Consider the following 14,050-nt stretch of genomic DNA (forward strand, 5'->3'; position numbering starts at 1 on the left):
AATACTGGATAAGATGTCGGAGCTTTATGCCGGACAGCTTATCCAGTTTTTTTATGAAAGGAGAAAAAAGATGGATTTATTGACAGGTAACATTAATAAGCTGTATTTAAAATATTTGGTTGCTTCTCTTGGAAGTGCAGTTGTGATATCTGTTTATAGTTTTGTGGATACAATTGCAGTCGGGCAGTATGAGGGACCTGTAGGAGCGGCAGCGATGGCCGTGATCAACCCGCTATATGGTTTTACTGTTTTTATCGCACTGCTCTGCGGCATAGGTGGTTCGGTCTTGATGAGTAAGGAAAAGGGAAGCGGGGATGAAAGAGCCGGAAATACATATTTTACAGCGTCATTAATTCTGATGGCACTACTCAGCCTTATTTTTTGGGTAAGTATGTTCCTTTTTTATCCACAAATTTTCAAAATATTAGGAGCTGATGAAAATTTGATGCCTTATGTAGAAAAGTATGCAAAATGGATTATTTGGTTTTATCCATTTTTTTTGTTTTCGCCTTTTTTAGCATGTTTTTTACGTAACGATAATGCGCCTGCATTAGCGATGAAAGCGGTAATATGTGGCGGAATTGTTAATATATTTGGCGATTGGTTTTTGGTTTTCCCCCTTAACATGGGGATGGAAGGGGCAGCCGTGGCAACGGTTATTGGAACGACAACGCAGGTGATTATTCTGCTCAGCCACTTCTTTTCTAAAAACTGTCATCTTCTGCTCGTCAGACCTGTGCACACGCTTCAGAGCATAAAAAGTGTAATTGGCATTGGGATTAGTTCTAGTGTAATCGAGGTGGCAAATGTAGTGCTCATCAGTCTTTTTAACAATCAGATTATGCGTTATGGCGGTGCAAACGAGCTGGCGATCTTTGGTGTAATCGCGACAATTGCGGCGTTAATTCAAGCTTTGTACAGTGGTGTCGGGCAGACTGTCCAACCGATTGTGTCAGCAAATTTAGGGGCAAACCAAACCACTCGGATGACTCAAACCTTTCACAGAGCTGTCATAACCGTCATGATCATGGGAGGAATTTTTATTAGCGTCGGACTTCTTTTTCCGGAACAAGTTGTGCAAATTTTTATGAGCGGATCACAGGAGATACTGACACTCGCATCTGAGAGCATAAGAATCTATTTTTTCGCGTTTCTTTTTATGGGGATGACCATTGTTTCAATTTATTATTTACAGGCCAAAATGAAAGCCAGAATTTCTTTTGTTCTATCTGTTTTAAGAGGCATTGTAATAAGTGGTCTTTTTGTCTGTTTTCTGCCTTTATTTATGGGGATGAACGGTATTTGGTTAAGTGTTCCAATGGCAGAATTTGTCACTATGATGATTGCCGTTATTTGTTTGAAAAATTAGTGAATTAAAAAAATGCAAATTAAGGGTTTAAGTTCAATATAAAAACTCCATCTTTTCGTTCAGAAAAAATGGAGTTTTTATATTTATAAACATTACTTAAATTATTTTATAAGTCGATAAAAAAATACTCTGATTGGAAAAAATTAGTAAATTTAAAAATAATACAAATTCTTCTTGACAAATGAAAACGGAGTGCATATAATTTATGTGTAACTTAATTTAGTTATACATAAATATCGAACGCGCGCAAACAAAAAAGGAGAAGGTTATGAGTAAAGAAGAGCTTTTAGCAGAAAGAAAAGAAAATGTGATAAAAGCAGCCAATCGGAACCACCCGGCCTATGTGCCGGTGATGGCCAATCCTGGCGGCGGCGTGATTTCCTTTGGCGACACCACTTTTACAGCGGTGATGAACGACGAGGATGCCTACCATGAGGCCATGCTCAAGATTTTTGACAGGCTGTACTGCGATGTGACCATTTCACAGGGGGTCTGGTTTTATCCTCATGCCAACGCGGTGATGGGCGGTGTGCAAAATTTTATGGGTCCAGATCAGATCACTCTTCAGCATGTTCAGAAGTCATTGATGGAGGAATCCGATTATCCAGCCTTAATTGCAGATCCTGATCAATTCGTGAAAAACACGCTGTTGCCAAGACGGTACCCCTTTCTTTTTAACGGCGATCTGGAAACGGCCAAAAATGCCGTAAAGGCCATAGTCGACGACATTAACGTCTTTATGTTTGGCACCTTTAACGGCGGCTTAACAAAGCTTGCTGAAGAGCGATACGGTATCACCACGATTTTGGATGACATGCTCATGATGATGCATCCATTAGATATTCTGTTTGACAGCTTTAGAGGCTTTGTTGGAACCGTCAGCGATCTGAGACGGCATAAATCAGAAGTAAAGGAAGCGGTAGTACGGCTCTATGAGCTGAGATGTAATCATTTTACAGAAATTGATCACAGCTATCCCTTTGTTCAGCAGCTGCCACATATTCCAGCTTATTTAAATATCCGGCAGTTTGAAGAATTTTATTGGCCATATGAAAAGGAAATGCTTCTGAATATTGCCAAAACAGGCAATAAGGCCTATATCTTATTAGAAGGGCAGTGGTTGCATTTACTGGATTATTTCAGAGAGTTGCCACAAGATAGCTGTATTCTGCATGTGGATGATGATGATATTTTTGAGGTCAGTAAAAAAATCGGCGATTACCAGGTGATTGCGGGCGGCGCGTACCTCAATAAGGTTAAACTGTTTACAAAAGAGGAAAATCGGAATTATACCAAGCGGGTCATTGACGAATGTGCCGGAAACGGAGCATTTATTTTTACAACCGATAAAAATTGGATTTGTCCGGGTGATGTGGATGAAAAGGTCATTGATGTTTACGCTTGTGCCCATGAATATGGAAGATATTAAGGAGATCACAATGGAAAGAACGTTTGAAGAATTAATTGAAGCTTTGATGGAGGATACCTCCTGGGAAATCCCCAAGGAGGAACGTGGTATTTTTTTAGAGGGTATTGAATGGACCCTCAATGATCTGTAAAGGGAGGAAAGAAAATGTCAATTGAAATGTCGAAAGGAAGAACAGTTTTATTTTTGATTACACTACTGTTGTCCAGCATTGCTATCATGGGCGACAATGTTATGTACCCAATTATCAATAACATTTACGGCACTTTTCCAGATCAGATCGGAGCCGTTAATTATATTGTCTCAGGGCCGCTGCTGGTTATTTTTGTGGTCTCTCTGTTGGCCAGCAGGCTGTTAACACGTATTTCTAAAAAAACAATGCTTATCGTAGGTGGCTGTTTGTTCGCGACCGCCACGATTTTGGGAGTTGCGGTGGAGTCCGCCATGTACATGGTGGTCATGCGAACGATTTGTGGTGTAGGGCAGGCTCTTGTAAACGTATCTGCAATGGCTTTGATTGCAGAGGTTTATGTAGATGAAGAAAAGCGCGCTACGATCATGGGCATCTACAATGCCGTTCTGGGGGCTATGGGAATGATATTCGGCCTGATTTCCGGTGTGATCGCGGTTTCGGGATGGCAGAACGCCTACAACATTTATTGGTCCGCCATTCCAATGGTAATCCTGTTTGTGCTTTTTTTGCCTTATATTAAGCCTATGGCCAATGCAGAAACCAAAACAGAGGAAAAAATTGAAAAGGAACCTTATGGAAAGCGCTTCTGGATCATGATTATCGGGCTGTGTATTGTGACTATCGTCTTTAATATGATTTCCTTTTACGGTTCGGTTTATGTTGCCGAGCATGCGCTTGGCAACGAAGCTTATGCTGGCATTGTCAGCGCGGTTACAGCCGGTGGTAGCATTATTTTCAGCATCGCATTTGGCGTGATTTATAAAAAATTCAGCGGCAATACCCTGGTGGTTTGTAGTATTATGCTGGCCATTGCGCTTTTGCTTCTTATGTTTATTCCAAATGTCGTATTGACACCCATTGCGATGCTGCTTGTTGGCGGCGCTTACGGTCTGGCTTTCGCGCTGTCTTACGCTTACGGTACCGCTCTGGCACCTACGCGTATGGACGACGCCATCGGAATTGCTACGGCATCCTATGCGATTTCCGGCTTTGTATCAACTTATATTTCCACCTTTTTGATGAATATTCTGCATACGGAGGGAGCTATAACGCCAACCTTTATCGTCCCTTTAGTTGTTACGATTGCTTTCGCCGTGATCTATCCTTTTTTTAATAAAAAAGGCAGTACCGCGGCAGAATAAATGGAGCGAGCTATGAATAAAACACAAATTTTTGAAGAACGTCTGGACAATTTTAAAAAAGCAACCAACCGTGAGCATCCGGCCTACGTGCCCGTCATGGCTCACCCGGCACCCGGCGTGATCGATTACGCCGGCACTACCCTGCGCGATGTAATAGAAGATGAAACACAATGTGTCAACGCTTTACTGAAAGTATTCGATGATCTTTATTGCGACGTAACCATTTCTTACGGATATGCCTATCTGCCGCACGCAAAGGATACCTTTGGAAAAGCACAAAATGTGCTGGGGCCGGATGGCATCACCATTGAGCATCTTCAGGAATCTTTAATGGAGGACAGCGAGTACCCAGAGCTGATCCGCAATCCCGACGCTTTTGTTTCTGACGTGCTGTTAAAGCGGAAGTATCCTGAAATCTTTACAGAGAATATGGACAGTGTCAAAGAAAAAATGAAGATGGTATTATTAGATTTTTTCAATGCCTATATCTCCGTACCGGATCAGCTGACGAGACGGCTTGAGACGTATTACGGTGTGCCCACCATTAATGACGGCGCTTTAATGACCTTTAACCCACTGGACATTATTTTCGACAGCTTCAGAGGCTTTACGGGAACCGTAAAAGATCTGAGACGGCATAAAAAAGAAGTGCATGAAGCCATCGATGTTTTATGGAACACGCGCTGCAGTCATCACGATCAGGTAGGCGATTATCCGTATGCCTGCCAGTGGCCGCATATTCCAGCTTATATGAATCGGAAACAGTTTGAAGAATTTTATTGGCCCTATGAAAAACAGCTCATTGAAAATCTGGCTAAAAACGGGAACAAGCTTTATATGCTTGCAGAGGGAAAATGGGTACAGCTTCTGGATTATTTTAGAGAGGTTCCCAAGGACAGCGTGATTATTCACTGCGATGATGACGATGTGATCGAGGTCTCCAAAAAAATTGGCGATTATCAGATCGTTGCAGGCGGCGCAAATCTGGCCAGAACAAAAATAGCGGACAAGCAGAGCAACATCGATCATGCCAAACGCGTCATTGATGAATGTGCGGGCACAGGCGCCTTTATTTTCTGCATTGACAAAAACTGGACTTGTGCCGGTGACGTGAACCAGACCCTGCTTGACGTTTATCAGTTTGCACATGAATACGGCAGATATTAAAAAGAAAGAGGATAAAAAGAAATGGAAGATCGAAAATTTCAAGAAATTATTGATGCTTTGATGGCAGATGAGACCTGGGAAGTTCCGACAGAAGAAAGACCAATGCTGCTGGGTGAACTGGCATGGGCAGTTTTGGATGCATAAAGGAGAATTTAAAATGGCGATAGAAAAAATGACCCCTACCGAACGCTATATGGCGGCCGTGCGCTGTGAGCAAGTGGATCGAACCCCTTACGATACTCCCGACGCACTACTTATCGGAAAATATGCTGATGAAAGCTATACCCCAGGCGACCAATACTTAAGGCCGGAGTGGGCAATGGATAAAATCATAGAAGGAGCTATCAAATATGGCGGAGACACCTTGCCAAACTTTAACTATTACGCCGGCCTGTTTATGAAAGACGCCAGCGGCATTACCTACCTGACGCCAGGAAAAGACATTGATAAAAATCTGGGACCCATGGCAGAGGAAAGCAATCCGATGACCGCAGAGCACTATGATTTTATCATTAAAAATGGTATGCAGGCCTGGGTAGATCAGGTAGTAGCGCCGACATGGACCGCAGAATACGATGAAGAAGAGACCAAAGCCTTCGAACTGATGGGAATTTTTGCAAAAAAATGTGCGGACGCTGGATTACAGGGAATCGACTTGAGCGGTGTACCTTTTACTTACGGCGCTACCACCTTTCTTTCCATTGCCAGAGGATACAACCAGTATCTGCGGGATATGCGCAAGCATCCGCAGGAGCTTTTGCAGGTCTCCAAAATCGTGAATGACTGGGAAATTGAAAACGCCAAGATGATCTGGGGAAACGGTGACTGGCCAGCGTTTTTTAAAACCTCGCTGGGTCGCTGCGATACCGAAACCGTGCGTATGGAAAGCTTTGAGAAATTTGTCTGGGAGCCAACCTTCGACTATCTCAATGAAATGCTGGAGGGCACCGATACCATCTTAGTGCTGCATATGGACGGTAACTATGACGAAGCCGCCCATCTGCTGGCGCGACTGAGACCCAAGCATACCATCGTTCAGCTGGATGGATTTACCCATCACGAACGCATTGCCGACACTCTGGTGAAGAACCAGATCTGCATGGAGGGCGATATCCCGGCGGCAATGCTGACCATGGGAACACCAGAGGAGGTGTACGCCTACTGTATGCAGCTCAAAAATTTTTACGGGCCAGGCCTCATTCTAAACGCGGGCTGTTGTCACCCAGCGAATACGAAACTTGAAAATCTGGACGCTGTTCGAGAAGCAGCATGCAATATGAATTATTAGAGGAGAAAAAATGAATAAAAAAATAATCAACGCCATGGCCGATTTAGAGGAAGAAGAACTTTGCGAAATCGTCAAAGAAGCTATCGCAGCCGGTGAAGACAAATTAGATATTATTGACGATCTGCAAAAGGGCATGGGAATTGTGGGAGAACGCTTTTCAACCAAGGAATACTTTATTGCCGATCTATCTCTTTCTGCGGAAATGTTTGAAGAATGTCAAAAGCTTTTTCCAGAGGACGACGAGACCGACGAAGCGAAGTACGGTACTCTTGTTTTAGGAACTGTATATAGCGATTTGCACGACATTGGAAAAAATATTGTCGCCTCTATTTTTAAATGCAATGGCTTTAAGGTTGTCGATCTCGGCATTGATGTCCGGCCAGAAAAGTTTATTGAAGCCATCCGGGAGCACGACCCCAAGGTGGTCGGCATGAGCTGCCTTTTAACCACTTCATTTGACCCCATGAAAGACTGCGTGGAAAAAATCAAAGAAACGGGACTGAACAAAGACCGCCTGATTTTAGTCGGCGGCAGCCCCATTGATGAAGAAATCTGCCAATATGCGGGTGCCGACGATTTTGTCAATGACGCCCAGGCTGGCGTTAACAAAGCCGTCGCCTTCGTACAGCGACCGTAAAAATGCGCATTATAATTTTAGGTGGTTTTCTCGGCAGCGGGAAAACCACGACTTTGCTATCCCTTGCAAAACATCTCAATATCCAAAAGCCTCAAAACAGAAAAATTGCCACTGTGATCCTGGAGAATGAAATCGGAGAAATAGGGGTTGATGATCAGCAGTTAAGCGATGGGGACTACAAAGTCTCCACAATTTTTTCTGGCTGTATCTGCTGTACTATGGCCAGCGAGCTGATTCAGTGCATCAATACCGTAACTCAGAAATACAGCCCACAAAATATTCTCATTGAGTCCACAGGTCTGGCCTATCCCGACCGCATTGCAGAGCAAATCTTAAAATATGCCGGCGGCTGCACCAGCCTGCTGACATTGGTGCTCGCCGATGCTGAGCGATGGGATGAAAATATGGAAACCCTGGACGGGCTGCTGTCCAGACAACTGCGCGGCGGCAACAGCGTGCTTTTAAATAAAATTGACTGCGTCAAGCCAGAGGATCAGGCACGTATAAAAGACGAAATCAAAGCCCTTCACCCCGAGGCACAGGTGTTTTTGGTCAACGCCCGCCGTGGAATCGCCGATGAACAATGGGACGAAATTTTAAAAGACTGGCAGGTGAGCTGAATGAAAAATCATGTGTGTCAGCATTGTCATTGCGACAGCTGTGACGCTGTTCTTAAGACAGTAATCCATGAAGGCTTTGTGGCCGGAAGTTTTGAGATGGAAAGCAAAGCACCGGCCGCGCAGATTACCGAACAGCTTAAAAAACAAATGTACATGCTGGCCAGAGAGCTGAAGGCTCAGGGAACATTGATTGGCCATATCAAAGCATCGGTTAAAAAAGGCGGCAGCTTGATAACACTATCACTTACTAAAAATGAAGTGTACGTTCAAAAAAAAGAAGGCAAGGAGACTAGCAGCGCGCACATTTATTTTACGGCGATTGTAACAAATACAGAGGCGATACGATTTCAAAAATTGTTACATGATTTATATTATGCACTGAAAAGGGAAGAAAAATAACCGTATTTATTGATGGAATATAATTTTATGCTATGTAAGGATTATCCAATACTCAGTCGGCAAGGCTGCAAATATGAAACCCATCGGGATACTAAGTCATTCCACCCGGAAACTGAAGGCTGCGCGCCTTCAGTTTCTTTTTTTACCGTTAATACTTTAACAATGCAAAGGAGTAAAGAACATGAAGCAAAAACTAAGCTATGAAGTGTGCGCGGCCATTCTGGAAAGGCCGATTGCCTGTTACGAGGAGGTGGAGGGCTATCCGCAGAGCCGGGTGCGCGTCACCTTTACGGACGGCGGCCAGCTTTTCTTTGACGGCCATCTGGAAAGCTTTTATGAAATGATTTTAACCCACCTGATGGTCAGTGTTCCGCACTGCAAGCGGATGGCCCGGGAGGTCCTGGCCCTTGAAAATGAAACCAAAATCATGCTGCCGATTGTCATCCGGCCCAGTCTGTCGTTCATGGTATTTGAGCGGAAAGAGGGTCCGTTGTTTGTCAACCGGTTTTCAATCAATGAAAGAGCCGGAAAGCGGCTGTTTCGACCGCCAGATCAGCTACCACGGCGGCGCGGTCATCGCTGTGCCCTACCGGGATAAAACCATACGAAACCGCATGCGGGAAGCCCGGCAGGTGGAGCTTGAATGGCTGAAGCGGAACGGGCTGTGAGTAAGAAAGGTCCGAACATTGGCGGCATTCTGTATGAAAACCGTAAATAAGGCGCTATTATGGTAAAATTAAAACAGCTGTATTGATTTGGGCGTTTTTCTATTATAGAATGAATAAAAATGGCTGAAAGAAGGAAAAAATCATGGGGAGAAAACAGGGCCTCCTGGCTGCCGTTGTGCTGCTTTTCATCATTATTCTGGGCGGCTGCGGCGGCAGTACAACGGTACAGAGTGATTTGGAGAAGACTGCGGAGCGTTTTAACGCCGCAGTGGCAGACACGCATAAGACCTATACCTTAAACACCGGCGGTGCGGTCCGGTTCAGCGGTATGATGGCTGTGGAGGGACAGAAAACCGGCCGCGGTATCTATGACGATTGTCTGAGAATAACCATGGCGTGTGAGCTGGCTCAGGCCCGGGCTTTCTTTGACCAGGCGGAGATCACAGCAGTCGGCGGGGATGGACGGGACTATGGCGACAGCACCTTTTTCGTCAACGGTGATGAGAGGGAGTGCGCGCTGACCATTGAATGTCCCACCGGAGAAAACGTGGAGTACATTGTCATTGGTCCGTTCAAACCAAATTTTGATGGCGATAAGAGCAAAATTATTTTTGAGAGAACAAATGCCGGGACGTAGCCTTTCGTTACATCCCGGCATTTTTTGCTGTTTATCGTTTCAGCCAGCCGCCCGCGCGTTCAATGGCGCGGTTCCAGTTAAAGCAGCGTTCTTCGCGTTCTTCGTCTGAGATCGCAGGCTCAAAGCAGCGGTCGATTTTCCAGAATTTGGAAATTTCCTCGATGGAATCCCAATAGCCAACCGCCAGTCCGGCGGAGTAGGCAGCGCCGAGGCAGGTGGTTTCTGTAATGACGGGCCGTTCAACGGGAATCCCCAAAATATCGGCCTGGAACTGAAGCATAAAATCGCTTTTGGCGCCGCCGCCGTCGGCTCGGAGCTTTTTAAGCGGAATGCCGGCTTTGCGCTCCATGACCTTAAAGGCGTCTCTCACCTGAAAAGCCATGGATTCCAGGGCGGCTCTGGCGATGTGGTGCTTGGTGGTGCCGCGGGATATGCCGATGATGGTGCCTCTGGCGTAGGAATCGAAATAAGGTGCGCCCAAGCCCACAAAAGCCGGGACAAAGTAGACGCCGGCTGTGTCGTTCACCTGTCTGGCAAGCATCTCGGCTTCGCCGCTCTTTTCAATAATGTTGAGGCCGTCCCGCAGCCACTGGATTGCGGCGCCAGAGACATCCACCAGGCCCTCCAGCCCATAGTCAACCTTTCCGCCAATGGACCACAGCACAGGGGAGAAAATCCCGTCCGATGGCGGAATGTACTCGTCGCCGGTATTCATCAGAATAAAGGAGCCGGTGCCATAGGTGTTTTTAGCCATGCCCTTTTCAAAGCAGGCCTGGCCCAGCGTCGCGCCCTGCTGGTCGCCGATGAGCCCGGCAATGGGGATTTCAACGCCGTCAAACAGCGCTGGATCGGTGGCGGTATAGATTTCGCTGGTGCTGCGGATTTCCGGAAGAATGCTTCGTGGGATTTCCAGTTCGTTCAGGATGCCTTCGTCATAATCAAGGGTTCTGGCGTTTTGAAGCAGGGTGACCGCGCTGTTTGACGGATCGGTCACATGCACCCTGCCGCCAGACAGCTTCCAGGTAAGCCAGGAATCAATGGTTCCGTAAATAAGCCGGCCTTCGTCCACACCCTTGCGGATTTCAGGGTTATTTTTCAGCTGCCAGTGGATTTTGGTGGCGGAGTCGTTGGGGATGATGGTGACGCCTGTGCGGTCTTCAATGCCCGGCCCATCTTTTTCGATCAGGGCCTCACAGATCGGCAGGGTGCGCCGGTCCTGCCAGACAATGGCGCGGTCTGCGGGGATTCCAGTGTTCTTATCCCAGAATACAGTGGTCTCACGCTGGTTGGTAATGCCGATGCCCGCGATGTTTTCGGGCTTGAGGTGCGCCTCTGAAATGGCCTGCCGCATCATTTTCAGGGTGATTTCATAAATTTCCATGGCGTCATGCTCTACCCAGCCAGGCTGTGGAAAATACTGAGTGAATTCGCTGTAGGCTGAGGAAATAATATTGACATCCTGGTCAAAAATGATGGCGCGTGTGCCGGTGGTTCCCTGGTCAATACCTAAAATATACTTTTTCATGATCGTCTCCTTTATTTTTGATAAACAATTTTTCCGTTTTTAATGGTCATACAGACCTCGAGATCCTTGAGCTTATCAGAGGCTGTGGTGTAAGGATCTCCAGACAGAACAGTGAGATCTCCCAGCTTTCCGGGTGTGATACTGCCCTTTTGGTGTTCCTCAAAGGCACAGTAGGCGGCATCAAGGGTGAACATCCGCAGTGCGCTCTGAATGTCCACACTGTTTTCGGAATAGGACTGGTTGACAGCCGCGTGGAGGCCTAAGACAGGGTCCATGGGGGTGACGCCAGAATCGGAGCCGCCCCCCACGGGAATGCCGGCTTTCACAAAAGCGGAAAGCGGATAGCCCCGGCGCTCGCGATTATCTCCAAGGCGAAGGTTATAGACGCTGCCAGGGCCGCCCCGCAGATAGGTAAAGGAAGGCTGGGTTGAGATTACAACGCCAAGCCGGGCGGCGCGCTCGATATCGCGGACGTCTGGAAATCCAAAATGCTCGATGCGGAAGCGGTGGCCTGTGCATGGGTACAGCGCCAGCGATTTTTCCAGGCAGTCCAGCACAAAGGTGACGGCGCGCTGGCCAATGGCGTGAAAACCGGCCTGAAGGTGGTTTTTATGGGCGTTTGTGATGTGGTTGACCACAAAGTCCTCAGTAAAATAGATTTCGCCACAGGTATCCGGGGCGTCGGTATAAGGCTGCATGAAGGCCGCGGTTCGGGAGCCGATGGAGCCGTCCAGCAAAAGGTCGGTTCCGACAACCGGCAGATGGTGGTCCAGAATATTCTGGATGTTTTCGGTATCCCAGTAGAGGCGGATATCGAGGGGAAAGTGGCGCTGGTTTTCAAGAAAAACAGGAATATCTTTATCCGAAAACATATCGCCGCCCTCCATGGCGTGAATGGTGGTGATCCCCATTTTGACCGCCTCTGAGGCTGTGTGGTTTAGCATATCCGCCCGCTGGGCATCGGTCATTTTCTCATAGAAATAGGAGCGGGCTTTGCCGTTAGCTTTGTCGTGCAGCCGTCCGGTAACGTGGCCAGATGCGTCTTTTACCAGGCCGTGTTCGGTTCCGTCAAAACCAATTTCGTTAAAGGCCAGGGTATTGACCAGTGTGTAGTGCAGTCCGCGGTCCACAATGTAGACGCCGCGGGCTGGGACAACCGCGTCAATTTCCGCTGCGGTCGGCGGCCGTTTCTCAGCCAGGCGGGATTCATCGAGCCGGGTGCAGTAAACCCACCCGGAAGCCCCGTCCTCTGAGGCTTCCCGGATTTTATCAAACACGTCGGCGATGGAAGCACAGTCGTACAGGTCGATGCCGATGGCGTTGAGGCCAGTGCCCATGACGTGCACATGGCAGTCGTGAAGCCCGGGTACGGCGGTTTTTCCTTTTAAGTCAACGCAGTTAATATGCCGCTCTCCAGCCAGTCGCCTGACATCCTCGGAACGGCCGGCTGCGGTAATCTTACCATTTTCAATGAGAACCGCCTCACAGAAGGGGCGGTGCGTCTCCATGGTAATGATGTTTCCACAGGTAAGAGCCAGATCATTCATTTTTTTAGTCCTCCTTTTGTTGGTTATGCCACAGTGCTTTTTCACTGGTGGTAACGCCTTCCAGACCAGCCTTTAAGAGCAGGTTCAGCTCTCCGGCGCTGGCGCAGAGTCCTCCGCCGAGCAGAGGGCAGCCGGTTTCTGATTTTATCTTTCTGATAATGCGCTCCGGCAGAGAAGAAGGCATTAGCAGAGCGAAATCGGGTGTGTTTTCATTTACCGCGCGCACCGCGCTGGCGACTGCGCTGCTGTCAATGATAAAAAGCCCTAAAACAGCCAGCATGTTTTCATTTTGTATGGTGCTGATACAGTGAAGCCTGGTTGTGTTTACAGCGTCGGCACCGATGTTTGCAAGGTAACGGATACCGCTGCGGTCTGGGCTCAGGCCGTTTATGGAATCATGATGCACAATAATTTTTTTGTGCTTTTCATGAACGCGGCGCACGATATTGGGCAATGTGTTGATATCGCCAAGTTTTACCATGACCCAGGGATCCGCGTAGCTGTCCAGAAAGGCCACGAGGTCGGCAGTATTGGAAATAGCCGGAATAACAGCCGGCAGGGGTGTTTGCAGGTTTGACACTTTTAGCTCCTCCATAAAATGAATACAAAAAATCCGCATCACACCCTGCGTCTCTTGAGCAAGGCTGCAACACGGATTTATCTCATCTGCACAATCCTAACGTATTCTTCTTCTCATTGTATCGGATTTTTTAAACGATGTCAACCTATTTTGAAATGGATTGCCACAGAATGGCGTTTTAGGTTAAAAGGCTTAAGTTATCTTGACAAAGATCATTGGTCGTAATACAATGTATTACAAGAAAGGGGTGAAGCACAATGGCAGTATCCGTAAGATTAAATAAAGAGGATGAGGCGTTGATTCGAAACTATGCGCAGATGAAGAACCTGTCGGTTTCCGAGGCCATTCGTCAGGCCATCATGGAAAAAATTGAGGACGAGTTTGATTTAAAGGTTTATTATGAGGCCATGGCGGAATATCAAGAAAATCCGGTGACCTACACCTTGGACGAAGTGGAAAGAGAGCTGGAAATTGGCTGAGAAATATCATGTCGTTTTAACTGAAAAGGCGAAAAAAAGCCTGAAAAAGCTTGACAGACATACTGCGCTTTTAATTACAGGCTGGTTAAGAAAAAATCTTGAAGGCTGCGCCAACCCCTATCAGTACGGCAAGAGTCTCAGCGCGAACCGAAGCGGGCAGTGGCGTTACCGTATCGGCGATTACCGCCTGGTCTGCGAGATTTCAGAGCAGACCATCACCATTCTTGTTTTAAATGTGGGACACCGAAAAGAAATTTGTAAGCATTAGAAAATAGAACGGACTCCCGGGGGCGTAACGAAAAGTTAGCTCCCGGGATTTTTTAGGATATCCCTAATCTTAAAATGGTATAATAAGGCCACCTGTAAAATTGAC

The 14,050-nt window shown here is 46.9% G+C and carries 16 protein-coding genes; 13 read left to right on the forward strand and 3 right to left on the reverse strand.

The window, feature by feature from the left end:
* The first annotated feature begins 70 nt into the window (after nucleotides 1-70).
* The 11 genes from DW091_RS11420 to DW091_RS11465 all read left to right on the forward strand — a co-directional run bounded on the left by DW091_RS11420 (nucleotide 71) and on the right by DW091_RS11465 (nucleotide 9,546).
* Nucleotides 71-1,369, forward strand: coding sequence for an MATE family efflux transporter (locus DW091_RS11420; RefSeq protein WP_158577879.1), 1,299 nt, complete (start codon nucleotides 71-73; stop codon nucleotides 1,367-1,369).
* A gap of 268 nt (nucleotides 1,370-1,637) precedes the next feature.
* The gene (locus DW091_RS11425) at nucleotides 1,638-2,798 is read left to right on the forward strand and encodes a hypothetical protein (protein WP_118518197.1); all 1,161 of its coding nucleotides are present in this window, start codon (nucleotides 1,638-1,640) and stop codon (nucleotides 2,796-2,798) included.
* A 144-nt stretch (nucleotides 2,799-2,942) separates the two neighbouring features.
* Nucleotides 2,943-4,130, forward strand: a complete 1,188-nt coding sequence (locus DW091_RS11430; protein ID WP_118518198.1) for an MFS transporter — start codon at nucleotides 2,943-2,945, stop codon at nucleotides 4,128-4,130.
* A 12-nt stretch (nucleotides 4,131-4,142) separates the two neighbouring features.
* Nucleotides 4,143-5,297 carry a uroporphyrinogen decarboxylase family protein gene (locus DW091_RS11435; RefSeq protein ID WP_158577880.1) on the forward strand — a complete coding sequence of 385 codons (1,155 nt, stop codon included), beginning with the start codon at nucleotides 4,143-4,145 and terminating at the stop codon, nucleotides 5,295-5,297.
* Between the two features lie 21 nt (nucleotides 5,298-5,318).
* Complete coding sequence (locus DW091_RS20705) at nucleotides 5,319-5,441, forward strand: hypothetical protein (protein ID WP_263422111.1); 123 nt, start codon at nucleotides 5,319-5,321, stop codon at nucleotides 5,439-5,441.
* 13 nt (nucleotides 5,442-5,454) lie between these two features.
* The gene (locus DW091_RS11440; protein ID WP_158577881.1) at nucleotides 5,455-6,585 is read left to right on the forward strand and encodes a uroporphyrinogen decarboxylase family protein; all 1,131 of its coding nucleotides are present in this window, start codon (nucleotides 5,455-5,457) and stop codon (nucleotides 6,583-6,585) included.
* Between the two features lie 10 nt (nucleotides 6,586-6,595).
* Nucleotides 6,596-7,222 (forward strand): cobalamin-dependent protein, encoded by a 627-nt coding sequence (locus DW091_RS11445; protein WP_118518201.1) that lies wholly within the window; start codon nucleotides 6,596-6,598, stop codon nucleotides 7,220-7,222.
* Nucleotides 7,223-7,224: 2 nt separating this feature from the next.
* On the forward strand, nucleotides 7,225-7,842 hold the full coding sequence (locus tag DW091_RS11450) for a GTP-binding protein (protein ID WP_118518202.1): 618 nt from the start codon (nucleotides 7,225-7,227) through the stop codon (nucleotides 7,840-7,842).
* Between the two features lie 96 nt (nucleotides 7,843-7,938).
* The gene (locus DW091_RS11455; protein WP_147365288.1) at nucleotides 7,939-8,241 is read left to right on the forward strand and encodes a hypothetical protein; all 303 of its coding nucleotides are present in this window, start codon (nucleotides 7,939-7,941) and stop codon (nucleotides 8,239-8,241) included.
* Nucleotides 8,242-8,422: 181 nt separating this feature from the next.
* Nucleotides 8,423-8,839: a hypothetical protein gene (locus DW091_RS11460; protein WP_118518204.1), complete on the forward strand. Its 417-nt coding sequence runs from the start codon at nucleotides 8,423-8,425 to the stop codon at nucleotides 8,837-8,839.
* Nucleotides 8,840-9,051: 212 nt separating this feature from the next.
* The gene (locus tag DW091_RS11465; RefSeq protein WP_096920104.1) at nucleotides 9,052-9,546 is read left to right on the forward strand and encodes a hypothetical protein; all 495 of its coding nucleotides are present in this window, start codon (nucleotides 9,052-9,054) and stop codon (nucleotides 9,544-9,546) included.
* A gap of 31 nt (nucleotides 9,547-9,577) precedes the next feature.
* Here DW091_RS11465 and glpK read toward each other — a convergent pair whose 3' ends face one another.
* The 3 genes from glpK to DW091_RS11480 are packed head-to-tail and all read right to left on the reverse strand — an operon-like array spanning nucleotide 9,578 to nucleotide 13,213.
* On the reverse strand, nucleotides 9,578-11,071 hold the full coding sequence (gene glpK, locus DW091_RS11470; protein WP_118518205.1) for a glycerol kinase GlpK: 1,494 nt from the start codon (nucleotides 11,069-11,071) through the stop codon (nucleotides 9,578-9,580).
* Between the two features lie 11 nt (nucleotides 11,072-11,082).
* The gene (locus tag DW091_RS11475) at nucleotides 11,083-12,618 is read right to left on the reverse strand and encodes an amidohydrolase (protein WP_118518206.1); all 1,536 of its coding nucleotides are present in this window, start codon (nucleotides 12,616-12,618) and stop codon (nucleotides 11,083-11,085) included.
* A gap of 4 nt (nucleotides 12,619-12,622) precedes the next feature.
* The gene (locus DW091_RS11480) at nucleotides 12,623-13,213 is read right to left on the reverse strand and encodes a glycerol-3-phosphate responsive antiterminator (RefSeq protein WP_158577882.1); all 591 of its coding nucleotides are present in this window, start codon (nucleotides 13,211-13,213) and stop codon (nucleotides 12,623-12,625) included.
* 242 nt (nucleotides 13,214-13,455) lie between these two features.
* Between DW091_RS11480 and DW091_RS11485 the strand changes: the two genes are divergently transcribed.
* Complete coding sequence (locus DW091_RS11485) at nucleotides 13,456-13,677, forward strand: DUF6290 family protein (RefSeq protein WP_118518208.1); 222 nt, start codon at nucleotides 13,456-13,458, stop codon at nucleotides 13,675-13,677.
* On the forward strand, nucleotides 13,670-13,945 hold the full coding sequence (locus DW091_RS11490; protein WP_058695706.1) for a type II toxin-antitoxin system RelE/ParE family toxin: 276 nt from the start codon (nucleotides 13,670-13,672) through the stop codon (nucleotides 13,943-13,945). The genes DW091_RS11485 and DW091_RS11490 overlap by 8 nt, the downstream gene beginning before the upstream one ends.
* Nucleotides 13,946-14,050: the final 105 nt, after the last annotated feature.

Origin of the sequence: Eubacterium sp. AM05-23 (genome assembly GCF_003477535.1) — a bacterium.
Lineage (GTDB): Bacteria > Bacillota > Clostridia > Eubacteriales > Eubacteriaceae > Eubacterium > Eubacterium maltosivorans.